This window comes from Paramesorhizobium endophyticum, from assembly GCF_014640615.1.
GTDB lineage: Bacteria > Pseudomonadota > Alphaproteobacteria > Rhizobiales > Rhizobiaceae > Paramesorhizobium > Paramesorhizobium endophyticum.
This window is the reverse complement of the sequence record NZ_BMHH01000009.1, coordinates 1-22,233: the sequence shown is the minus strand read 5'-3', so window position 1 is coordinate 22,233 and position 22,233 is coordinate 1. Positions and strand designations below refer to the sequence as shown.

Genomic DNA, 22,233 nt, shown 5'->3' with positions numbered 1-22,233 from the left:
ACGCAAAAAAGCGGCCGCAAGGGCCGCTTCTCTAAAGTCGGTAAGCCGAAATCAGGCTGGCAGGATCGAGTCGCCCAGCGTCATCAGTTGATGCAGGAACTGCTCGGCCTTGGTGCGCTTCTCGTGCGTGTCGGCATCGTCGAGTTCCCCCCGCGCCCGCTCGATGCGGCGCTTGAGATCCTCGCGGTTGAGGTCGTCCACATGCACGGCGGATTCGGCCAGAACCGTGCAGCTCTCCTGCGTGACGTCGGCGAAACCGCCGAACACCACATAGGAATCGTCCTTGCCGTCGGCCTGCTTGACCTTGATCACGCCCGGCTTGATGGTCGCCATCAGGGGAGCATGGCGGGCCATCACGGTCATGTAGCCTTCGCTTCCGGGAATCACGACTTCCGTGACCTTGGCGGAAAGCAGCAGACGCTCCGGCGACACCAGTTCGAATTGGAAGGCTTCAGCCATGTTCGTTTTAGTGAGTAGGGAATAGTGAGTAGTAAGTAGAAATCGTCTAGCTCACTATCTCACTGCCTACCTCACTACTCCCTTTGATTTATGCCGCTTCCGCAGCCAGACGCTTCGCCTTCTCGACAGCTTCCTCAATGGAGCCAACCATGTAGAAGGCAGCTTCCGGCAGGTGGTCATATTCACCAGCGCAGAGGCCCTTGAAGCCCTTGATCGTGTCCTTGAGGTCGACAAGCTTGCCCGGCGAGCCGGTGAAGACTTCGGCGACGAAGAAGGGCTGCGACAGGAAGCGCTCGATCTTGCGAGCGCGGGCGACGGTGAGCTTGTCCTCTTCGGAAAGCTCGTCCATGCCCAGGATCGCGATGATGTCCTGCAGCGACTTGTAGCGCTGGAGGATCGACTGCACCTGACGGGCAACCTCATAATGCTCCTCGCCGACGACCATCGGGTCAAGCATGCGGGAGGTCGAGTCGAGCGGGTCCACCGCCGGATAGATGCCCTTTTCCGCGATCGAACGCGACAGCGTGGTCTTCGCGTCAAGATGCGCGAAGGACGTAGCCGGCGCCGGGTCGGTCAGATCGTCGGCGGGCACGTAAATGGCCTGCACCGAGGTGATCGAGCCCTTGGTGGTGGTGGTGATGCGTTCCTGCAGGGCGCCCATGTCGGTGGCGAGCGTCGGCTGATAGCCCACCGCCGAAGGAATACGGCCGAGAAGCGCCGACACCTCGGAACCCGCCTGCGTGAAGCGGAAGATGTTGTCCACGAAGAACAGCACGTCCTGGCCCTGGTCGCGGAAATATTCGGCGACGGTCAGACCGGAAAGCGCAACGCGGGCGCGGGCGCCGGGCGGCTCGTTCATCTGGCCATAGACCAGCGCGGCCTTGGAGCCTTCGCCGCCGCCGGGCTTGTTGACGCCCGATTCGATCATTTCGTGATAGAGGTCGTTGCCCTCACGGGTGCGCTCGCCGACGCCGGCGAACACGGAGTAGCCGCCATGCGCCTTCGCGACGTTGTTGATCAGTTCCATGATCAGAACGGTCTTGCCGACGCCCGCGCCGCCGAACAGGCCGATCTTGCCGCCCTTGGCGTAGGGAGCCAGAAGATCGATGACCTTGATGCCCGTGACGAGGATCTGGGCTTCCGTCGACTGCTCGATATACTCAGGCGCGTTCTGGTGGATGGCGCGCTTGATCGGCGTGTCGATGGGACCGGCTTCGTCCACCGGCTCGCCGATAACGTTCATGATGCGGCCGAGCGTCGCTTCGCCGACCGGAACCTCGATGGGAGCGCCGGTGTCGGTGACTTCCTGGCCGCGCACCAGACCTTCGGTCGAGTCCATGGCGATGGTGCGCACGGTGTTTTCGCCCAGATGCTGCGCCACTTCCAGAACGAGACGGTTGCCAAGGTTCTCGGTCTCGAGCGCGTTCAGAATCAGCGGCAGGTGATCATCGAACTGCACGTCGACGACGGCGCCGATGACCTGCTTGACGCGGCCCTTGGCGCCACCCTTCGACAGGTTCGCAGCCACGGGCGCTTTCGCTGCCGCGGCCTTCGTGGTCCTTGCTGCCGCGGCCTTGGGCGCGGCCTTTTCTGCCGGAGCCGGCGTGGCCTCGGCGGTAGTTTTCGGGGTCGCTGCTTTTGCCATCGATCCTTACCTTCCGATTAGAGCGCTTCCGCGCCCGAAATGATTTCGATCAGTTCCTTGGTGATCTGAGCCTGCCGCTGGCGGTTATACGTGATCGACAGCTTGTTGATCATGTCGCCGGCATTGCGCGTCGCATTGTCCATCGCGCTCATCTTGGCGCCCATCTCGCCGGCCACATTTTCCAGGAGCGCCCGGAAAATCTGCACCGAGATATTGCGCGGAATAAGGTCGCTCAGGATCGTCGCCGGGTCCGGCTCATATTCGTAAAGCGCGCCCTGACCTTCGGTCGCCGCCGCCTCGCCGCCTGCGGAAGCGGGAATGAGCTGCTGCGCGGTCGGCACCTGGCTGATGACCGACTTGAACTCCGAATAGAACAGCGTGCAGACGTCGAACGCGCCTTCATCGAACAGCGCAATAACCTTGCGCCCGATCTCGTCGGCATTGGCGAAGCCGATCTGCTTCACCTCGCGCAGGTTGAAATGCTCGATGAACATCGAGCCGAACTCGCGCCGCAGGATGTCCGCGCCCTTCTTGCCGACGGTCATGATCTTCACCGTCTTGCCTTCAGCGAGGAGCTTGCGCGCGTGGTCGCGCGCCAGACGCGCGATCTGCGAGTTGAAACCGCCGCAAAGGCCGCGCTCCGCCGTGCAGACGACAAGCAGGTGCACCTTGTCGGAACCCGTGCCGGTGACAAGAACAGGCGCATCCTCGCCGCTGACATTCTGCGCGATGTTGGCGAGAACCGTACCCATGCGCTGCGAATAGGGCCGCGCGGCCTCCGCGGCCTCCTGGGCGCGGCGCAGTTTCGCCGCGGCGACCATCTGCATCGCCTTGGTGATCTTCTGCGTCGCCTTGACCGAGGCGATACGGTTTCTCAGATCCTTGAGTGAAGGCATCCGTTCGTCCTGTCGGTAGCATGACCCCGAAAAGTCGCAGACTTTTCGGGCAGGATCATGCGACTAAAAACAGCATGACCTAGAGAGGTCATGCGGCTAAAACTCAAGCGAAGTTCTTGGCGAAAGCGTCCACAGCCGCCTTGAGCTTGGCCTTGATGTCGTCGGTGAGCTGCTTCTCGGTGCGGATCGAATCCAGCACTTGCCTGTGCTCACTGCGCAGATAAGCCAGCAGCCCCTGCTCGAATTTGCCCACCTGGTTGACGGCGAGCTTGTCGAGATAGCCGTTGACGCCGGCATAGATCACCGCGACTTCCTCTTCCGTCTTCAGCGGCGAGAACTGCGGCTGCTTCAGGAGTTCCGTCAGGCGCGCGCCGCGGTTGAGAAGACGCTGCGTCGCCGCGTCGAGGTCCGAGCCGAACTGCGCGAAGGCCGCCATTTCGCGGTACTGCGCCAGTTCACCCTTGATCGAGCCCGCGACCTGCTTCATCGCCTTGATCTGGGCGGCGGAGCCGACGCGCGACACCGAAAGGCCGACGTTCACGGCGGGACGGATGCCCTGGTAGAACAGGTTCGTCTCGAGGAAGATCTGGCCGTCGGTGATCGAGATCACATTGGTCGGAATGAAGGCCGACACGTCGTTGCCCTGCGTCTCGATGACGGGCAGCGCGGTCAGCGAACCGCCGCCATTGTCCTCATTGAGCTTCGCCGCGCGTTCCAGCAGGCGCGAGTGCAGGTAGAAGACGTCGCCAGGATAGGCTTCGCGGCCCGGCGGGCGGCGCAGCAACAGCGACATCTGGCGATAGGCGACGGCCTGCTTGGAGAGGTCGTCATAGCCAATGAGGGCGTGCATGCCGTTGTCGCGGAAATATTCGCCCATGGCGCAGCCGGCGAACGGCGCGAGGAACTGCATCGGCGCCGCATCGGAAGCGGTGGCGGCGACGATGATCGAATATTCGAGCGCACCACGCTCTTCCAGAACCTTCACGAACTGCGCGACGGTCGAGCGCTTCTGCCCGATGGCGACATAGACGCAGTAGAGCTTCTCGTTCTCGGGGCCGGAATCATGCCCCGGCTTCTGGTTCAGGATCGTGTCGAGAATGATCGCGGTCTTGCCGGTCTCGCGGTCGCCGATGATCAGCTCGCGCTGGCCGCGGCCAACCGGGATGAGCGCATCGATGGCCTTGAGGCCCGTCGACATCGGCTCATGCACCGACTTGCGCGGCATGATGCCGGGAGCCTTCACGTCGACGCGGCGGCGTTCGGTCGCCTGGATCGGACCCTTGCCGTCGATCGGATTGCCGAGCGCATCGACCACGCGGCCGAGCAGCCCCTTGCCGACCGGGACGTCCACGATGGAGCCCGTGCGCTTGACGGTGTCGCCTTCCTTGATGTCGCGGTCGGAACCGAAGATGACGACGCCGACATTGTCGCTTTCAAGGTTCAGCGCCATGCCGCGAATGCCGCTCGGGAACTCGACCATTTCGCCCGCCTGGACGTTGTCGAGGCCGTAAACGCGGGCGATGCCGTCACCGACGGACAGAACCTGGCCGACTTCGGAGACTTCCGCCTCTTTGCCGAAGTTCTTGATTTGCTCTTTCAGGATTGCGGAAATTTCCGCAGCGCGGATGTCCATCAGCCGACCTCTTTCAGTGCAAGCTTGAGAGAAGAAAGTTTGGTGCGAAGGGAGGTATCGATCTGGCGCGAGCCCATCTTGACGATGAGGCCGCCGAGGATCGACGGATCGACGGTGACATTGATCGTCACGTCCTTGCCGGCCACGCCCTTGAGCGTCGCCTTCAATTCATTCTGCTGTGCGGCAGACAGTTCATGGGCGGCGGTCACGTCGGCGGAAATCTCGCCGCGATGCGTCGCTGCGATCTCACGGAACGCCGCGATCATGCCGGGCAGCACGAACAGCCGGCGATTGGCGGCGACGACACGCAGGAAGTTTCCAACGAGGCCCGTGATGCCCGCCTTGTCGGCGACGGCGGCGATCGCCTTTTCCTGCTCCTCGGTCGAAAAGACCGGGCTTGTGACCAAGCGCTTCAGATCGTCGCTGCCATTCAAGAGAGCCTCGAACCGGCCGAGGTCTTTTTCCACAGCGGCGACGGAATTTGCTTCCAGCGCCAGATCGAACAGCGATCCGGCATAACGCCGCGCGACACCTGAAATGAGCGATGAACTTTCCGTCACGGACAACAGGCTCTCTTGGTTAGCGTCAAGACTTGGGGCCTGAAGGTCAGGTCAACCTAAATCATTGACTTTATTGATTTTTCTCAGCGCATATTAGATGTGCTGAACATCCCCGCTGAAATTCGTTTGCCCTCTAGCATGAACGAACGGGACTCGCAACACGCGAATCCCGCTGTTTTTGGTCAGCTTTGTCGCAATTGCCGGGTTTTTTGCCCCTCAGGCCCCCTTAAGCGACGAAACCGAAAGCGAAAAGCAGCGGCGCGGCGGCGAGCAGAAATTCGAGCAGCGCAGCCATAAAGTTGTAAAACGTGCTACCCTTGTCCGACATGATCGAGATGAGCCGCCCGAACAGGCTGAAACCCCACGCCGCCCCAAGCGCCAGCCAGAGGAAGGGCTGGGCGAAGATGATACAGGAAAGGCCCAAGCCTATATGAAATCCCGCCATTGTCGCGCGGATCGAGGCAAAAGCCTCCGGCCGCTCGCCCTGCGGCGCAAGCCGCAGCAGCTTCATCGACAGGCCGGGCGCAAGGAACAGGATAAGCCCGAACAGCACGGTAACAAGCGCCGAAGCCCATGCCAGCCACTCCCCATCACTCGCCGGCCAATAGAAATCCATGTCATTCCCCATGCGTCGAAAATCGATCCGCGCTCTATAAGGCAGGTTTGAAAAAAGTGCGACAAAAAGCGCTTGTTGCGTTTTTCATAACCAACGGAAACGCCGGCGCTCTACGCCGCCCCCCTCCAACGTTTCCAATTCTGAAAAAAACAACTCTACAAAAAACTCTGCGGATCGATATCCACCTGCACCCGCACCGATCCCCGCTCCTTCGGCCCTGCTGCGAGCAGTGCCCGGATGAAAGCCTGAATATCCGCCCGCTTCGTCCCATGGATCAGCAATCGAAACCGATGCCGCCCGCGAATCAGCGCGAGCGGCGCTTCGGCAGGCCCGAGCACGGCGATTTCCGACGATGACGGCGCGGCCCTCCGTAGCCCTCGCGCATGGCTCTCCGCCTCCGCGCGCGAATTGGCCGAAACGATCAGCGCCGCCAGCCGCCCGAAGGGTGGAAGCCCGGCGCGCTCGCGCTCCTCTATCTCGCGCGCATAGAACGCCTCGGCGTCGCCCGAGACGATGGCGCGCATGACAGGATGCTCCGGCTGGTAGGTCTGGAGAAGGCCGATGCTCTTGCGTCCCGTGCGGCCGGCGCGGCCTGTCACCTGATTGAGCAGTTGGAATGTCCGCTCCGCCGCGCGCGGGTCGCCGTTGGCGAGGCCCAGATCGGCATCGATGACGCCCACCAGCGTCATGCCCGGAAAATTATGGCCCTTCGCCACCAGCTGCGTACCGATGACGATATCCGCCTCGCCCTTGGCGACAGCCTCCAACTCCAGCCGCAGCCGCTTCACCCCGCCAAGCAGGTCGGATGAGAGCACGATGATCCGCGCATCGGGAAACGCCGCCGCCGTTTCCTCCGCGATACGCTCCACCCCCGGCCCGCAAGCGACCAGATGATCGAGCGTGCCGCAGGACGGGCAGGATTGCGGCACCGGCTCGTGATAGCCGCATTGATGGCACATGAGCTGGCCCCGAAAGCGGTGCTCCACCAGCCAGCTCGAGCAATCCGGGCACTGGAAGCGGTGCCCGCAGACGCGGCACAGCGTCAAGGGCGCATAGCCACGCCGGTTGAGGAACAGCAGCGCCTGCTCCTTCCGCTCCAGGGTCTGGGCGATGGCTCCGGTCAGCACCGGCGAGAGGAACCGCCCCGGCGGGGGCGGCGAGCGGCGCATGTCGATGGTTTTGAGGTCAGGCATCGCGGCTTCGGCATAGCGGGAAGAAAGCCGGATACGCCGGTAGCGCCCCTGCTCCGCATTGACCTGGCTTTCGACCGATGGCGTCGCCGAGGCGAGCACGACGGGAAAACCGCCGATATGGCCGCGTACGACAGCCATGTCGCGGGCATTGTAGAAGACCCGGTCCTCCTGCTTGTAGGCGGGATCGTGCTCTTCATCGACCACGATCAGCCCCAATTCGCGGAACGGCAGGAACAGCGCCGAGCGCGCCCCCGCCACCACCCGCACCTGCCCCTCCGCCACCTGCCGCCAGACGCGCTCACGCATTTTCGGGGGCAAGTCGGAATGCCATTCGGCGGGCTTCGCCCCGAAGCGATTGTGGAAGCGATCGAGGAATTGCTGCGTCAGCGCGATTTCCGGCAGGAGGATCAGCACCTGCCGCCCCTGCTCGATCGCCTTCGCCACCGCCTCAAAATAAACTTCCGTCTTGCCCGAGCCGGTCACACCGTCGAGCAGGCAGACGGAAAAGCCTTTCGCCTCGACATTCTCCACCAGCATGTCCGCCGCCGCCCGCTGGTCCGGCGAGAGATCGGCGCGGGCAAAGTCGATGTCGGGCGCGGCCACCACCGGCGGCGGCGGGATCATCACCTCCTCGAACACGCCCTGCGTCTTCAGCCCTTCAACGACGGTCGTCGAGACCCCGGCTGCATGGGCAAGACCGGAACGCGTCCACGCCATGCCATCCTCAATGAGCTCCATCACCCGCGCGCGCGCATCCGTCAGCCGGTCGGGCCTCTCACCCGCATAGCGCAGGCCCGGAATCGGCGGCTCGGGGTCGAAGGCGGCGGGGACGCGCAGCAGCATCCGCGCCACCATGCCCGGCGGCGACAGCGTATAATCCGCCGCCCACGCGACAAAGCGAAGCATATCCGGATGAACCGGGGGGCAGTCGAACACCTGCGAAATCGGCCGCAGCTTCTTCGCGTCGACCGAATCCGTCTCTCCGCCCGTAGCGATGCCCGCCACCTCGCGCGGGCCCAGCGGCACCCGCACGATCGAACCCGGCACGACGCTCATCCCATCAGGCACGGTATAGGAATAGGGCCGTTCTGCGGGCATCGGCACGAGCACGGGTACGATCCTGCGAGGTAGGTGCGAATCTTTCGACATGATCGCGTGACCTTGGCTTGGCTTTGGAGTAAAGGAAACCCACCTTAGAGGATAAGAGGGGGGGTCTTTTAAAGGCCAAGCCCGATACCTCGCCAGCCAGTTTATGGAGGACTGAAATGAAATTCTTTGTCGATACCGCCGATGTGAAGGAAATCCGCGAGCTGAACGATCTCGGCCTCCTCGACGGTGTAACCACCAATCCCTCGCTGATAGCGAAATCTGGCCGCGATATCCTCGAAGTCACCAAGGAAATCTGCGGCATCGTTTCCGGCCCGGTTTCCGCTGAAGTCACCGCGCTTGATTTCGACGGCATGATGAAGGAAGCCGCCATTCTCTCGAAGATCGCCGACAATATCTGCATCAAGGTGCCGCTGACGCTCGACGGCCTCAAGGCCTGCAAAGCGCTGACGTCGGAGGGCCGCAAGGTCAACGTCACGCTCTGCTTCTCGGCCACCCAGGCTCTTCTCGCCGCCAAGGCCGGTGCGACCTTCATCTCGCCCTTCATCGGTCGCCTCGACGATATGGGCATCAACGGCATGGAACTCATCGCCGAAATCCGCACCATCTACGACAATTACGATTTCAAGACCGAGATCCTCGCCGCCTCGATCCGCACCGTGAACCATGTCAAAGACGCCGCCCTCATCGGCGCCGACGTCGCCACCGTCCCGCCCGCCGTGCTGAAGGCGCTCGCCAAGCACCCGCTGACGGATAAGGGGCTGGAATCCTTCCTCGCCGATTGGGCGAAGACGGGGCAGAAGATCGCCTGATAGTTTGGGCGAGGGCGCCAAGCGCCCTCGCCCTTCAAGGCCGCGTCGCTTCGTATCGTACCTCAGGAGAGCGGTTACTGGAGCCGCAACGGTCCCTGCCCTCATAGTTAGAGTGAATGGAGGGCGGCGGCTAAGCCTCGAACCACGGGTGAAGAGGATCACCCACTCACCACCGTCTCCCCGTCTTTCCTCCTAACTGTCGCCGGCCTTGCGCCTGTTTCGGCATGAATGGCCTCTGCAAGGATGCGGGAATGCGTGACCACCCAAACCTGGGCCCGCTCCGCCGCCCTGGCGATTATGCCAGCAAGAGGTTGCAACATTGAGGGGTGCAGGCTCGCTTCCGGCTCGTTGAGGGCGATGAGCGGCGGCAGGCGATAGGACAGCAACGCCCCGGCCAACGCCAGAAAACGGATCTGGCCGTCCGACAGTTCTTCCGGACCGAACACCCGCTGCGGAAATTCGGGAAGCACAAGGCCGAAACACGCCGTCCGCTCCGGCAGCGGCACAGCCAGTTTCGCGCCGCCAAGCGCGTCCTCGATACAGCGGTCGAGATCGACCGTATCGCCTCTGATATGCCTGAGCGTCGCGAAAACAGCGGCAAGATTGCCGCCATCCTCATCGAGCATCGGCGAGGTCACCGCGACGGACGGTTGGCGCACCGGTGAATCCCGGTCGGTGCGGAATCCATGATAGAAACGCCATCCCCTAAGCACCGTGCCGATGGCGCTGATTTCGGGATAGCGCCCGGAGCCTGCGAGTTGGGAAAGCGCCGTTTCCGAATTCAGCATCTGCACGGGATGCTGGATGCGCTTCCCCTCCCCGTCCCGCGCGAAGACCGCCGGCCCCTTGCGGCTCATCATATCGACGGGCCGCCGTCCGGTATCGAGGCTGAGTTCCTCCTCCTTCATGTGAGGCTCGAACCCGAAGCCCGCGGATACCGGCGGCGGAAGTCCCGCCTCGATGCGGTAGGAGAAACGCGCCGCCGTATCTTCGTCCTCGAAATGGCTTTCGAGAATGATTCGCTGCGGCTGCCCCGCTTTGCGCATGCCCGTCCAGAGCGCAGACTGCATCCCGCCCTCCTGCGCGATTTCGGAAGCCAGCGTGCCCTCCGCCGCCGCCTTCACCAATTGCAGCGCCCGGTAGAGGTTAGACTTTCCCGCGCCGTTCTCGCCGACAAACAGCGAAACCTGCCCAATGTCGAGACGGACAGAGCGGAGCGATCGGTAGCCTTTGGCTGAAAAGGAGGTCAGTCGCATCATCTCGCGCCCTTATCCCACGAATCAGGCGCGACGATGATATCCGCCACAGCCGCGAGCCGCTTAAAGGCTGCGACAGAAACTCAGCGCTGCCGCGCCAGATCCTGCGCCACGGCCAGCATGACATGTTCCGCCAGTTCCTGCGCCGCGCGGTCCTGAGCATCGCGCTCAGCGCGAAGATTCGCGAATTCCTGGCGCGGGCGGTCGAAGGAGGCGCTCACCGCCCGCCTGCCCGTGGCAATCTGCTTGCCCGCCGTATCACGCAGCACATAGTTCGACGAGACCTGCACCGTACCGGCGGAAGGACGCCCTGTTCTATCCGTCGAATCGCCGACGTCGACGCTGACCGCTGAGGTCGTAAAGGATGTCACGCCGAGCGACAGGCGATAGGCCGGCGTGGCCGGTTCGCCCGCACCGCCGCTGAAAAGGAAGATCAGCTTGTTGCGCACTTCCTGCCCGTAGCGCGTCGTCGCCGGTTCGATCTCGATCGAGGCGAGCTTGTCGCGCATGCCCGGCTGGACGCTGCCGCCGATGGCCGAACCCGCGCCGCCGCCCGAATAGAGCGGCTGCACAGTGCAACCCGAAGCCGCCAGCGTCCCCGCCAGCAGCACTAGAACCGCGAAACGCTTCCGCGTGGCCAAAAAAGCGCGATCAGGCAACGACATTGACGATCCTCTGCGGCACCACGATGATCTTTTTCGGCGCGTTCCCGTTCAGGGCCGACTTGATAAAATCAAGTTCGAGCACCGCCTTCTCCACGGTCAGTTGATCCGCATCGCGGGCGATTGTCAAATCCCCTCTTTTCTTCCCGTTGATTTGCACAGGAAGCGTGATCTCGTTCTCCACAATCAATGCCGGATCGAAGGCCGGCCACGGCGCCGTGGCGGCGAGTCCGTCCGCACCCAGCTCCGCCCGGCAGGCTTCCGCCAGATGCGGCATCATCGGGGCGATCATGGCGATGAGGATGTCCACCGCCTCGCGCAGCGCCGAAAGCAGAGCCGCATCCGCCTTGCCGCCGGCTGCCGCCTGCAGCGGGGACGCGAGCGTGTTGGCGAGTTCGTAGAGACGAGCCACCGCGCGGTTGAAGGACAGCTTCTCGATGTCCTCGCCCACGGCCTTCAACGTCTTGTGCGCGGCCTTGGAGATGACACCCGCCTCGCCTTCGGAGGCTGATTTCGGCTGAACCGCCTTCAGCATCGGCGCAGCTTCCGAAATGAGCCGCCAGATGCGCTGCACGAAACGGTGCGCGCCTTCGACGCCCGCCTCGGTCCAGATCACGTCGCGGTCCGGGGGCGAATCGGAGAGCATGAACCAGCGCGCCGTATCCGCGCCATAGGAAGCGATGATATCGTCGGGGTCGACGACATTCTTCTTCGACTTGGACATCTTCTCGATGGAGCCGATTTCCACCGGCTCGCCCGTGGAAAGCAGCGCGGCCTTGCGCTGGCCGTCGCTCTCCTCGATGCGGATATCGGCGGGCGATACCCAGCCATTCTTGTCCCGGTAGGTCTCGTGCACCACCATGCCCTGGGTGAACAGCCCCTGGAAGGGCTCCTCGACCGTTTTGACATGCCCGGTCGCCTTCATGGCGCGGATGAAGAAGCGCGAATAGAGCAGGTGCAGAATCGCATGTTCCACGCCGCCGATATACTGGTCGACCGGCAGCCAGCCCGAGGGGCCGTCGACAGCGGAAAGCGTCGTCGGCTGATTCTCGTTCCGGGGATCGGTGAAGCGGGCGAAATACCAGGACGAATCGACGAAGGTATCCATCGTGTCCGTGTCACGCCGCGCATCCTTGCCGCAATGGGGGCACTTCACATGCTTCCAGGTCGGATGATGGTCGAGCGGATTGCCCGGCTTGTCGAAGCTGACGTCATCGGGCAGCAGCACCGGCAGATCGCTGTCCGGCACCGGCACCGCGCCGCAATCGTCGCAATGGATCACCGGGATCGGGCAACCCCAATAGCGCTGGCGCGAAATCAGCCAGTCGCGCAGACGGAATTGCACCTTGCGCTCTGCCTGCGGACGGCCATTGATGGTGATCTTTTCGAGGCGGCTCGCCACTTCCTGGAAAGCCTGCTCGGGCTTCATCCCGTCGAGGAAGCGTGAGTTGATCATCACACCGTCATCGGTGAACGCCTCTTCCGTAATCTGGAACGTCGCGGCGTCATCCCCATCAGGCAGGACGACCGGCACCACCGGCAGGCCATATTTATTGGCGAAATCGAGGTCGCGCTGGTCATGCGCCGGGCAGCCGAAGACCGCGCCGGTGCCATAATCCATCAGCACGAAATTGGCGACATAGACCGGTACCTTCCAGTTTTCGTCAAACGGATGATTGACCCGGATGCCCGTGTCGAAACCCTTCTTCTCCGCCGTCTCCAGCGCGGCGACCGAGGTGCCCATGCGGCGGCATTCCTCGGCGAAGGCCGCGAGATCGGGGTTGGTCTCGGCAGCCTTCTTCGCCAGCGGATGGTCCGGCGAGATCGCCAGGAAGGATGCGCCGAACAGCGTGTCGGGCCGGGTCGTGTAGACTTCCAGCTCGCTCTCGCCATCGGGCGCGGTAGCCTTGTCGAGCGCCCAGCGGATCAAGAGGCCTTCCGACCGGCCAATCCAGTTCTGCTGCATGATTCGGACCTTCTCGGGCCAGCGGTCGAGCGTTTCGAGGCCATCGAGCAGTTCCTGCCCCATCGAGGTGATCTTCAGGAACCACTGTGTCAGGTCGCGCTGTTCCACCAGCGCGCCGGAGCGCCAGCCGCGCCCGTCGATGACCTGCTCATTGGCAAGCACCGTCATGTCGACCGGGTCCCAGTTCACCTTGGCGGATTTGCGCTCCGCCAGCCCGGCCTTCCAGAAATCGAGGAACAGTTTCTGCTGATGGCGGTAATAACTCGGGTCGCAGGTGGCGATTTCACGCGTCCAGTCGAGCGAAAGGCCCATCTTGCGCAGCTGGCCCTTCATCGTCTCGATATTGGCATAGGTCCACTGGCGCGGATTGACCTTGTTGTCCCGCGCCGCGTTTTCCGCCGGCAGGCCGAACGCATCCCAGCCCATCGGATGCAGCACGTTGAAGCTCTTGGCCCGCTTGTAGCGGGCCACCACGTCGCCCATCGTATAATTGCGGACATGGCCCATATGGATGCGGCCCGACGGATAGGGGAACATCTCGAGGACGTAATATTTCTCCCGCGGGTCGTCATTCCGGGTCTCGAAGATCCTGGCGTCTTCCCAGACCTTCTGCCAATGGGTTTCCGCGGCGCGCGGATTATAGCGTTCGGTTGCCATGACCGTATTTCTCTTGCAAAGAGGATTTTGAATCTTTGGGCGGACCTTCACCATGGAATGGCGGGGGCGTCAACCTTCGCCGCGCCGTGAGCGTCCCAAACCGTATAAATTTAAGGAAATGAACGTCATGAGCGATGCCGTCAATGCCGTCGAGCGCCTGGAAACCGTCCGTGCGAGAATCGTAGAGGCGACACGCGAGGCGAAACTGCCCGAAGGATCGGTCACGCTCGTCGCCGTGTCGAAGACCTTCGGCGCCGACGATATCCGCCCCGTGCTCAACGCCGGCCAGCGCGTTTTCGGTGAAAACCGCGTTCAGGAGGCAGAGGCCAAATGGCCGGAACTGCGGCAGGCTTACGCGGGCATCGAACTGCACCTGATCGGCCCGCTGCAATCCAACAAGGCCGCCGAGGCGGTCGCCCTGTTCGACGTGATCGAAACCGTGGACCGCGAAAAGATTGCCGCGACGCTGGCCGCCGAGATGAAAAAACAGAACCGCTTTCCGAAGCTCTATGTGCAGGTCAATACGGGCCTTGAGCCGCAAAAGGCGGGCATCGCACCAGCGGAAGCCGTGGCCTTCGTGGAGCGTTGCCGCGATACCCACGGCCTCGCCATGGAAGGACTGATGTGCATCCCGCCTGCGGATGAGAACCCCGGACCGCACTTCGCGCTTCTGGAAAAGATCGCCCGTGAGGCCGGTGTCAAGAAGCTTTCCATGGGCATGTCAGGCGATTATGATACGGCGATTGCCTTCGGCGCAACATCTGTTCGCGTCGGCTCGGCCATTTTCGGCAGCCGATGAAGACCAATCCTGCTTTGGTATTGTTGCTAGAAGCATTCAAAAGACTTAACTAATTGTTTCAAAGGCTGGTGGGGAGGCAACGCCGGCTTGGATAGCGGAGGAAATTTCATGTCGGAGAAGGTTTACCCCGTCCTGCCGGACGCAAAGACGAATACGCTTGTCGATGACGCAACCTATCAGGAATGGTATCGCGAAAGCATCAACGACCCGGAAGGTTTCTGGGCACAGCACGGCAAGCGCATCGACTGGTTCAAGCCTTACACCAAGGTAAAGAATACGTCCTTCACGGGCGACGTCTCGATCAAATGGTTCGAGGACGGCGAAACCAACGTCTCCTATAATTGCATCGACCGGCATCTGGAAAAGCGCGGCGATCAGGTGGCGATCATCTGGGAGGGCGACAATCCCTATTTCGACAGGAAGATCACCTATCGCGAGCTTCACGCCGAGGTCTGCCGCCTCGCCAATGTGCTGAAGAAGCACGGCGTCAGGAAGGGCGACCGCATCACCATTTATATGCCGATGATTCCAGAAGCGGCCTATGCGATGCTCGCCTGCGCGCGCATCGGTGCGGTCCATTCGGTGGTGTTCGGCGGCTTCTCGCCCGATGCGCTCGCCGGGCGTTTGGTCGATTGCCAATCCACCTTCGTTATCACCGCAGACGAGGGCGTGCGCGGCGGCAAGCCGATCCCGCTCAAGGCCAACACCGACACTGCGATCGGCATCGCGGCCAAGCAGGGGCTGGAAGTCAAGAACGTTCTCGTCGTGCGCCGCACCGGCGGCAAGATCGGCTGGGAGCCGGGTCGTGACCTCTGGTATCATAAGGAGACCGAGGCGGCGGAAGCCGCCTGCCCCGCCGAGCCGATGAACGCGGAAGACCCACTCTTCATTCTCTACACCTCAGGCTCGACCGGCAAGCCCAAGGGCGTGCTCCACACCACGGGCGGCTACCTCGTCTACGCCTCGATGACGCATCAATATGTGTTCGATTACCATGACGGCGACATCTACTGGTGCACCGCCGATGTCGGCTGGGTGACGGGCCACTCCTACATTGTCTACGGTCCGCTCGCCAATGGCGCGACGACGCTGATGTTCGAAGGCGTGCCGAACCATCCCGATTACGGCCGGTTCTGGGAGATCATCGATAAGCATAAGGTCAATATCTTCTATACCGCCCCAACGGCCATTCGCGCGCTGATGGGCACGGGCGACGAATTTGTCACCCGCTCCTCGCGCTCCAGCCTGCGGCTGCTCGGCTCCGTCGGCGAGCCGATCAATCCGGAAGCGTGGGAATGGTATTACCATGTGGTGGGCGAAGACCGCTGCCCCATTGTCGATACCTGGTGGCAGACGGAAACGGGCGGCATCCTGATCACCCCGCTGCCCGGCGCGACGAAGCTGAAGCCCGGCTCCGCCACGCGACCCTTCTTCGGGGTTCAGCCGCAACTGGTCGATCAGGAAGGCAACGTGCTGCAAGGCGCGGCCGACGGCAATCTCTGCATCGTCGATAGCTGGCCCGGCCAGATGCGCACGGTCTATGGCGACCACCAGCGCTTCGTGGACACCTATTTCTCCACCTACAAGGGCAAATATTTCACCGGCGACGGCTGCCGCCGCGACCCGGACGGCTATTACTGGATCACGGGCCGTGTGGACGACGTGCTCAATGTCTCCGGCCACCGGCTGGGCACCGCGGAAGTGGAATCGGCCCTCGTCTCCCACCACCTCGTCTCCGAGGCCGCCGTGGTCGGCTATCCCCATAACCTCAAGGGACAGGGCATCTATTGCTATGTCACCCTGATGGCCGATGCCGAGCAAAGCGACGAACTGCGCAAGGAGCTCGTCGCCCATGTGCGCAAGGAAATCGGTCCCATCGCCACGCCTGACAAGATCCAGTTCGCCCCCGGCCTGCCCAAGACCCGCTCCGGCAAGATCATGCGCCGCATCCTGCGCAAGATAGCCGAAGACGATTTCGGCTCGCTGGGTGATACCTCGACGCTGGCGGATCCAGGCGTGGTGGAAGGGTTGATCGAGCACAGACAGAACAGGCAGGGATGAATGCGAAAGGCCGGGTAACTCCGGCCTTCCTCATTAAGTCAAATCAGACGGATGCTCCAGTTCAGTTGGTCATCTTCGGAAGTTTTGTGCCGCACCAAGGGCAATATAAAATCTCAACCATCGAACTTCCACCATCGTGAATGAGGAGGCCATACCCGCCATTCATTGTCCCGATAAGCGCATCTGGGCAGTCAGAGCGGTCTGGGTGAAGCTCGCAGACCTGCCTCAGGTCATACTTCATTCGTTCGCAACAGAATTGTGGCTCAGTATTTTTGGATATCATTCAATGCTCCGTGACCACTAACTGCTACTGAGATGCTTAGCGCCCAAAGGATGTCTGGCAGAGAGATTTCCTCTCGATTGTCGCATCACTGATAATCTTGACTCCGGTTATGATGCCACCTTCGCTAGAAATTGCGAGAATGCAATTTGCAGTTTCATAGTGTGCGGGTTTATAAACGCGCATATACATATTAGGCCCCAAGGGCTGATTATAAAGTTGTGAGGACACCCAATGTAACTTAGAGGCAATCCATTTCATCGTTGTGACATTGTTGGTCGTCGTCTTCTCCGTAGGGGCGCCAAACCGGCTTTCGAAGGACTGGACGGACGTCCCTTTCCAATCCTTCTCAAGTTTTTTTCCTATCCCAAAGTCTATGTGAAACGTTTGCCATTTCGATAAACACCCAGTTAGAGCAACTGAAATTAGACTTACAGAAAGAGCGATTTTAATTACCCGCGCGGTCTTTTTAATGAACTTCATATTTCCCCCTAACGGCAAAGTGGTACCATGCCTGTAAAGCGTCGACTTGCTCATGCCCACCAGTGAAGCATTTCGCTAACGATTACCATTGAAGAGAATGAATATGATGAAGAATCATCCTCATCCCGGAGAAATGCTGCGAGAAGACGTACTGACCCCGCTCGGCCTTGAAGTAACGGATGCGGCGCGGCGTCTCGGTATCGCCCGCACGACGCTTTCCCGCGTCATCAATGGGAAATCCGGCATCAGTTCCGACCTTGCGATCCGCCTGGAGCGTGCAGGAGTAGGGACGGCACGCGCTTGGATGGCGTTGCAAGCCAATTACGAGTTATCCAAAGCGCTTGAGCGCAAACTGCCAGATGTGAAGCCGTTTAAATCGGCGGCGTGAAGGCAATGCTCCGGCCTAACCACGCCGGTTCGCTAAAAATCAATCGCCCGGCCCTTGATTTCCCAATCGCCGAATCGCGCCGGGTCCTTGCCGCCGCGCCCGCCGATTTCGCGCTGGACCTGCTTTTCGGCAGCTTCCGCCGCGCGCCGCTCTTCCGCTTCTTTCAACGCGCGTTCGGCTGCGGGCGGAATATCCTTTTTCTCGCTCATCTAGTTCCCTCGATATCCCTTTGCTCACACATTGAAGCTTGGCGGTTTCGATACCATCATATAGGCGAACGCTGTAAAGCCGCAAACCGGGCTTTGCCGAAAGCAAGTCCAGGAAAAGTGTGAAGCGGTTTTCCGTCCGGGCTTGCGGCGAACAAAAGTGGAGATTGACGATGAACATGATGCGGACTGCCATGCTGCTGGCCTTCATGACGGCGATGTTCATGAGCCTCGGCTATCTCATCGGCGGCACGGGCGGCATGATGATCGCGCTCGTCTTTGCCGCCGGGATGAATATTTTCAGCTACTGGAATTCCGACAAGATGGTGCTGCGCATGTATGGCGCGCATGAAGTGGACGAGCGCAACGCTCCCGAATATTACCGCATCGTCCGGGAACTGGCTGAGCGCGCCGGCCTGCCGATGCCGCGCGTCTATATCATGGACAACCCGCAGCCCAATGCGTTCGCTACCGGGCGCAACCCGGAAAACGCCGCCGTCGCTGCCTCCACCGGCCTTCTCCAGAGCCTCACCCCGCAGGAACTCGCCGGCGTGATGGCGCACGAGCTTGCCCACGTCCAGAACCGCGACACGCTGACCATGACCATCACCGCGACGCTCGCCGGCGCGATTTCCATGCTCGGCAATTTTGCGTTCTTCTTCGGCGGCAATCGGGAGAACAACAATCCGCTGGGCTTCGTCGGCATGTTGATTGCCATGATCGTCGCGCCGCTGGCCGCCATGCTGGTGCAAATGGCGATTAGCCGTACCCGTGAGTACTCCGCCGACCGGCGCGGCGCGGAGATTTGCGGCCATCCTCTCTGGCTCGCCTCGGCGCTGCGCAAGATCGCGATGGGCGCGCATGACATCCCCAACGCGGAAGCGGAGCACAACCCCGCCACCGCGCATATGTTCATCATCAACCCGCTGAACGGGCAGGGCGCGGACAATCTGTTCTCCACCCACCCCGACACGCAGAACCGCATCGCCGCCCTGCAGGCGATGGCGGGGGAAATGGGGCAGTCCGGTTCTGACTTCGGCTCCGTACCCGGCGGCACGGCCTCGCGTTCACCCCTCTGGGGCGGAGAGCCGACTGCGCTTCACCCCTGGGGCAGTCCGCCCGATTCCGGCGATACCGCCCCGCGGAAAGGTCCGTGGTCGTGAGCGGCGGGCGGTTGCTCAGCCGGAGCAAGCAGAAACAGAACCAGCAGGAAACCGTCCAGAAGCCGGGCCTCGCCGCACGCCAATGCGCCGCAAGATTGCTCGGCGCGGTCATCGAGACGAAAACTTCGCTCGACGGGCTCACGGATGCCAAGCATGGCCATCCCCACTATCTGAAACTCGACGATCGCGACCGGTCACTGGTCCGCGCCATTCTCGGCGCGGCGCTGCGCAATCGCGGCACCATCGGGGCGCTCCTGAGCCAATTGGTCGACCGGCCCCTGCCGGAAAATGCCGTGGCGCTGAAGACGCTTCTGCACATAGCCGCCGCGCAGATTCTCTATCTCGACATCCCCGACCATTCCGCCGTCGACCTGGCCGTCACCGCCGCCAATGACGACCCGCGTAACCGCCGGTACGCCGGGCTGGTCAATGCGGTGCTCCGCCGACTCTCCCGCGGCAAGGACAGGCTCGCCATCACCTTGCCCAACGCGCCCGCCTGGTTTGCGGAAAGCCTCGTCAAAGCCTATGGCGAGGTGAAGGCTAACGCCATCCTCGCCATGCAAGCGCTCGAGCCGTCGCTGGATTTGACCGTCAAGAGCGACCCGCAAGGCTGGGCCGAGCGCCTTGGCGGAATTGTGCTGCCGAACGGCACGGTACGGCTCGCCAAGCTGGAAAGCGCTCTTACCGAGCTTCCGGGCTTTGAAGACGGCGAATGGTGGGTGCAGGATGCCGCCGCCAGCCTCCCCGCCCGCCTCCTTGGCGAAATCAAGGGCAAGCGCGTCGCCGACCTCTGCGCCGCGCCCGGCGGCAAGACCGCGCAACTGGCCCTTGCCGGGGCGGATGTCACCGCCCTCGATATTTCCGCCAATCGCCTCGCCCGCCTCAAGGGCAATCTGGAGCGGCTGAAGCTTGAAACCCACGCCGTCGAGGCCAATCTCCTGCAATACCAGCCGGACGAGCCGTTCGATGCCGTGCTGCTCGACGCGCCCTGCTCCTCCACCGGCACGGTGCGCCGTCACCCCGATGTGCCCTGGACGAAATCGCCCGAGGACATAAACAAGCTCGCCGCGCTGCAGGCTGAACTGCTAACCCGCGCCGTGGAAATGGTAAGGCCCGGCGGCACCATCGTTTTTTCCAACTGCTCGCTCGATCCCGCCGAGGGCGAGGCGGTCGCAAGACAGACCCTTGAACACAAGCTGCTTGAAGCTTATCCTGTATCGAAAACTGAATTTCCGGGTCTTGAGGGCCTGGTGACGCCGGAAGGCTTCTTGCGGTCGACCCCGGCGGACTATCCCCATCCCGACCCGCGGCTGGCGGGCATGGATGGATTTTTCGCGGCGAGATTCCGCCGTATATAGATATTAGATTGGATTGCTGATTTCTCGAATTAAAGCATGTCTCCCAAAAGTGGGAATCGGTTTTGGAAGGCATGCTCGAAACCAATGCCTTTGCGAAGTATGGTTAACAAAGGCTTTACTATTAGCGAAGCATAAACTGCCAAGGACCGGATCATTCGGCTAGAACAAACTACGAGGGGCAGGAAACCCGTGACGGTCGCGCTCAGCGAAACGCCGCATCTTTGGGGACTGGCCGCGGCGCAGATGTGGCGGCGGATGCGTCGGCGTGTGCGCATGGGGCCGCTCTTCCGCTGGCGTTTCACCGGCTTCACGCCCGAGCGCGTGCTGATCGCCCCACCTGACCTTCGCATAGCCGATCCGCAGATCGCGCAGGAATTCTACCGGGGCCGCTTCTCGCTCGCCGGGCGCACGGTCGAGACCGGCGGCCGCTCTCCTTTCGCCATCGAGCCGCCCAGCGCGGCATGGGAGGCGGAACTGCACAATTTCGGCTGGTTGCGCCATCTGCGCGCCGCAGGCAATGAACTTGCCACGGTCAATGCCCGCGCGCTCGTCGATGACTGGATCGCGCTGCATGGCCGCCGCATGGGCGGGACGGCCTGGGCGCCCGAGATCACCGCGCAGCGCATCATCGCCTGGCTGCAATATTCCAATCTCATCCTTGCCGGGTCGGAGCTCCGCGCCTACCGCAAATTCATGCGCTCGCTCGCCTTTCAGGTCCGTTATTTGCGCACCGTCGCGGCTGTGATGGACGATGGCGAGGAAAAGCTCCGCGCCCGCATCGCGCTCGCCTTCGCCTCGCTGGCGCTGCCCGTTTCGCCCTCCACCGCCCGCGCCGCGCGGCGGCATCTGGAGCATGAGTTGATCCGCCAGATCCTCCCCGATGGCGGACACATCTCGCGCAATCCCATGACGGTGCTGGAACTGCTGGCCGATCTCCTGCCGCTGCGCCAGACCTATGCCAATGGCGCGGAAGCGCCGCCCAAGGCGCTCATCGAGGCGGTGGAGCGAATGCTGCCGGCGCTGCGCTTCTTCCGCCATCACGACGGCAGCCTTGCCCTGTTCAACGGCGTGGGCCCCACCCTGCCCGAGCGCATCATCGCCGTGCTGCGTCATGATGAGACGGCGGGGTCGCCGCTCACCCACGCGCCGCATTCGGGCTATGAGCGCATGTCGATGGGCTCGACCACCATCATTGCCGACACCGGCCTGCCGCCGCCCGTCACCGCCTCGCGCGATGCCCATGCCGGCTGCCTCGCCTTCGAAATGTCGTCCGGACGGCAGCGCTATGTAGTCAATGCCGGCATCGACCGCTACGGCCCGCCGGAATTCCGCCCGCTCGGCCGCTCCACCGCCGCCCATTCCACGGCCACCGTCAACGACACATCCTCCTGCCGTTTCAGCCTTTCATCCAGCCTTTCCAACATGCTCGGCACGCCGATCATCGCCGGGCCGACCAAGGTGCAGATCAAGCGCATCGAGGGCATGGACCAGCAGGGTTTCACCGCCCGTCATGACGGCTACGCTAGGCTGTTCGGTATTTATCACGAGCGCTCCATCGTGCTCTCGCATAATGGCAGCGTCATCGAGGGCCGCGACCGCTTCCTGGGCCCAGGCGACAAACCGCCTCGGAACAATGGCCGCGACAACGTCACCATCCGCTTCCACATCCACCCGTCCGTGGATGTCGGTTTCGACGAGGATGGTCTCCTGATCCTCAGCGCCGACCGCGACGACACCTGGGCCTTCTCCAGCATAGAGTTGGCGCCGGAACTCGACGAGTCCATCTTCTTCGCCGGCTTCCGCGGCCCGGTGCGCACCAAGCAGATCGTGCTGACCTTCCCCGCCTCGCAATTACCGGAGGTGAACTGGCGTTTTACCCGGATCGCGCTGGGGAGTTATGTGTGAGCGGGTAACTCGCGCGCTCGCAAGGCACCCCCCTCTGTCCTGCCGAACATCTCCCCCCCCCAAGGGGTAGGGGAATCGCACATGAGTATAAAAGCGTTGTTGCAAGTTAGCGGAAAATAGATTCTGAG

18 protein-coding genes and 1 pseudogene are annotated in these 22,233 nt (G+C 62.2%); 7 read left to right on the top strand and 12 right to left on the bottom strand.

From position 1 onward, the window contains the following. Window positions 1–51: 51 nt before the first annotated feature. From IEX53_RS12325 to IEX53_RS12295, 7 genes are all read right to left on the bottom strand, one after another. On the bottom strand, window positions 52–459 hold the full coding sequence (locus IEX53_RS12325) for a F0F1 ATP synthase subunit epsilon (protein ID WP_188824476.1): 408 nt from the start codon (window positions 457–459) through the stop codon (window positions 52–54). Window positions 460–547: 88 nt separating this feature from the next. Next, window positions 548–2,104, bottom strand: coding sequence for a F0F1 ATP synthase subunit beta (atpD, locus tag IEX53_RS12320; protein WP_188824475.1), 1,557 nt, complete (start codon window positions 2,102–2,104; stop codon window positions 548–550). A 17-nt stretch (window positions 2,105–2,121) separates the two neighbouring features. Further along, window positions 2,122–3,000, bottom strand: a complete 879-nt coding sequence (locus tag IEX53_RS12315) for a F0F1 ATP synthase subunit gamma (RefSeq protein WP_188824474.1) — start codon at window positions 2,998–3,000, stop codon at window positions 2,122–2,124. A 103-nt stretch (window positions 3,001–3,103) separates the two neighbouring features. Continuing rightward, complete coding sequence (gene atpA, locus IEX53_RS12310) at window positions 3,104–4,633, bottom strand: F0F1 ATP synthase subunit alpha (protein WP_188824473.1); 1,530 nt, start codon at window positions 4,631–4,633, stop codon at window positions 3,104–3,106. Further along, window positions 4,633–5,193: a F0F1 ATP synthase subunit delta gene (locus tag IEX53_RS12305; protein WP_188824606.1), complete on the bottom strand. Its 561-nt coding sequence runs from the start codon at window positions 5,191–5,193 to the stop codon at window positions 4,633–4,635. Before IEX53_RS12305 ends, atpA begins: the two co-directional genes overlap by 1 nt. 226 nt (window positions 5,194–5,419) lie before the next feature. Continuing rightward, window positions 5,420–5,809, bottom strand: coding sequence for an AGROH133_08824 family phage infection protein (locus tag IEX53_RS12300; protein WP_188824472.1), 390 nt, complete (start codon window positions 5,807–5,809; stop codon window positions 5,420–5,422). A 155-nt stretch (window positions 5,810–5,964) separates the two neighbouring features. Then, window positions 5,965–8,151: a primosomal protein N' gene (locus IEX53_RS12295; RefSeq protein WP_188824471.1), complete on the bottom strand. Its 2,187-nt coding sequence runs from the start codon at window positions 8,149–8,151 to the stop codon at window positions 5,965–5,967. Between the two features lie 116 nt (window positions 8,152–8,267). Here IEX53_RS12295 and fsa point away from each other — a divergent pair, with 116 nt between their 5' ends. After that, on the top strand, window positions 8,268–8,921 hold the full coding sequence (fsa, locus tag IEX53_RS12290; protein ID WP_188824470.1) for a fructose-6-phosphate aldolase: 654 nt from the start codon (window positions 8,268–8,270) through the stop codon (window positions 8,919–8,921). Between the two features lie 158 nt (window positions 8,922–9,079). Here the strand turns inward: fsa and IEX53_RS12285 are convergent, their stop codons facing one another. The 3 genes from IEX53_RS12285 to leuS all read right to left on the bottom strand — a co-directional run bounded on the left by IEX53_RS12285 (window position 9,080) and on the right by leuS (window position 13,462). Continuing rightward, window positions 9,080–10,177 (bottom strand): AAA family ATPase, encoded by a 1,098-nt coding sequence (locus IEX53_RS12285; RefSeq protein ID WP_188824605.1) that lies wholly within the window; start codon window positions 10,175–10,177, stop codon window positions 9,080–9,082. 83 nt (window positions 10,178–10,260) lie between these two features. Then, window positions 10,261–10,842, bottom strand: coding sequence for an LPS assembly lipoprotein LptE (lptE, locus tag IEX53_RS12280; RefSeq protein WP_188824469.1), 582 nt, complete (start codon window positions 10,840–10,842; stop codon window positions 10,261–10,263). Further along, a complete protein-coding gene (gene leuS / locus IEX53_RS12275; RefSeq protein WP_188824468.1) occupies window positions 10,829–13,462 on the bottom strand; it encodes a leucine--tRNA ligase in 2,634 nt (877 codons plus the stop codon). Before leuS ends, lptE begins: the two co-directional genes overlap by 14 nt. 127 nt (window positions 13,463–13,589) lie before the next feature. On the opposite strand from leuS, the gene IEX53_RS12270 reads away from it, so the two are divergent. Both IEX53_RS12270 and acs read left to right on the top strand, forming a co-directional pair. After that, the gene (locus tag IEX53_RS12270) at window positions 13,590–14,261 is read left to right on the top strand and encodes a YggS family pyridoxal phosphate-dependent enzyme (RefSeq protein WP_188824467.1); all 672 of its coding nucleotides are present in this window, start codon (window positions 13,590–13,592) and stop codon (window positions 14,259–14,261) included. A gap of 108 nt (window positions 14,262–14,369) precedes the next feature. Then, complete coding sequence (gene acs, locus IEX53_RS12265) at window positions 14,370–16,322, top strand: acetate--CoA ligase (protein ID WP_188824466.1); 1,953 nt, start codon at window positions 14,370–14,372, stop codon at window positions 16,320–16,322. A 61-nt stretch (window positions 16,323–16,383) separates the two neighbouring features. On the opposite strand, the gene IEX53_RS24380 is transcribed toward acs, so the two are convergent. After that, a complete protein-coding gene (locus IEX53_RS24380) occupies window positions 16,384–16,605 on the bottom strand; it encodes a DUF6980 family protein (protein WP_373288637.1) in 222 nt (73 codons plus the stop codon). A gap of 583 nt (window positions 16,606–17,188) precedes the next feature. On the opposite strand from IEX53_RS24380, the gene IEX53_RS12260 reads away from it, so the two are divergent. After that, the gene (locus tag IEX53_RS12260; RefSeq protein WP_188824465.1) at window positions 17,189–17,473 is read left to right on the top strand and encodes a HigA family addiction module antitoxin; all 285 of its coding nucleotides are present in this window, start codon (window positions 17,189–17,191) and stop codon (window positions 17,471–17,473) included. 32 nt (window positions 17,474–17,505) lie between these two features. Here IEX53_RS12260 and IEX53_RS12255 read toward each other — a convergent pair whose 3' ends face one another. Then, on the bottom strand, window positions 17,506–17,682 hold the full coding sequence (locus tag IEX53_RS12255; protein WP_188824464.1) for a DUF1674 domain-containing protein: 177 nt from the start codon (window positions 17,680–17,682) through the stop codon (window positions 17,506–17,508). A 170-nt stretch (window positions 17,683–17,852) separates the two neighbouring features. On the opposite strand from IEX53_RS12255, the pseudogene htpX reads away from it, so the two are divergent. The 3 genes and pseudogenes from htpX to IEX53_RS12240 form a co-directional block, all read left to right on the top strand. After that, window positions 17,853–18,776 (top strand): annotated as a pseudogene (htpX, locus tag IEX53_RS12250) (zinc metalloprotease HtpX); the annotation flags it as partial. A 56-nt stretch (window positions 18,777–18,832) separates the two neighbouring features. Then, on the top strand, window positions 18,833–20,200 hold the full coding sequence (locus IEX53_RS12245; protein ID WP_188824462.1) for an RsmB/NOP family class I SAM-dependent RNA methyltransferase: 1,368 nt from the start codon (window positions 18,833–18,835) through the stop codon (window positions 20,198–20,200). A 189-nt stretch (window positions 20,201–20,389) separates the two neighbouring features. Next, window positions 20,390–22,105, top strand: a complete 1,716-nt coding sequence (locus IEX53_RS12240) for a heparinase II/III family protein (RefSeq protein ID WP_188824461.1) — start codon at window positions 20,390–20,392, stop codon at window positions 22,103–22,105. Window positions 22,106–22,233 lie beyond the last annotated feature (128 nt).

Excerpts from the sequence above, each read along its gene's own strand:
- IEX53_RS12325 (WP_188824476.1), bottom strand. The coding sequence starts at position 459 with ATGGCTGAAGCCTTCCAATTCGAACTGGTGTCGCCGGAGCGTCTGCTG.
- atpD (WP_188824475.1), bottom strand. The coding sequence starts at position 2,104 with ATGGCAAAAGCAGCGACCCCGAAAACTACCGCCGAGGCCACGCCGGCT.
- IEX53_RS12315 (WP_188824474.1), bottom strand. The coding sequence starts at position 3,000 with ATGCCTTCACTCAAGGATCTGAGAAACCGTATCGCCTCGGTCAAGGCG.
- atpA (WP_188824473.1), bottom strand. The coding sequence starts at position 4,633 with ATGGACATCCGCGCTGCGGAAATTTCCGCAATCCTGAAAGAGCAAATC.
- IEX53_RS12300 (WP_188824472.1), bottom strand. The coding sequence starts at position 5,809 with ATGGATTTCTATTGGCCGGCGAGTGATGGGGAGTGGCTGGCATGGGCT.
- IEX53_RS12295 (WP_188824471.1), bottom strand. The coding sequence starts at position 8,151 with ATGTCGAAAGATTCGCACCTACCTCGCAGGATCGTACCCGTGCTCGTG.
- fsa (WP_188824470.1), top strand. The coding sequence starts at position 8,268 with ATGAAATTCTTTGTCGATACCGCCGATGTGAAGGAAATCCGCGAGCTG.
- IEX53_RS12285 (WP_188824605.1), bottom strand. The coding sequence starts at position 10,177 with ATGCGACTGACCTCCTTTTCAGCCAAAGGCTACCGATCGCTCCGCTCT.
- lptE (WP_188824469.1), bottom strand. The coding sequence starts at position 10,842 with ATGTCGTTGCCTGATCGCGCTTTTTTGGCCACGCGGAAGCGTTTCGCG.
- leuS (WP_188824468.1), bottom strand. The coding sequence starts at position 13,462 with ATGGCAACCGAACGCTATAATCCGCGCGCCGCGGAAACCCATTGGCAG.
- IEX53_RS12270 (WP_188824467.1), top strand. The coding sequence starts at position 13,590 with ATGAGCGATGCCGTCAATGCCGTCGAGCGCCTGGAAACCGTCCGTGCG.
- acs (WP_188824466.1), top strand. The coding sequence starts at position 14,370 with ATGTCGGAGAAGGTTTACCCCGTCCTGCCGGACGCAAAGACGAATACG.
- IEX53_RS24380 (WP_373288637.1), bottom strand. The coding sequence starts at position 16,605 with ATGATATCCAAAAATACTGAGCCACAATTCTGTTGCGAACGAATGAAG.
- IEX53_RS12260 (WP_188824465.1), top strand. The coding sequence starts at position 17,189 with ATGATGAAGAATCATCCTCATCCCGGAGAAATGCTGCGAGAAGACGTA.
- IEX53_RS12255 (WP_188824464.1), bottom strand. The coding sequence starts at position 17,682 with ATGAGCGAGAAAAAGGATATTCCGCCCGCAGCCGAACGCGCGTTGAAA.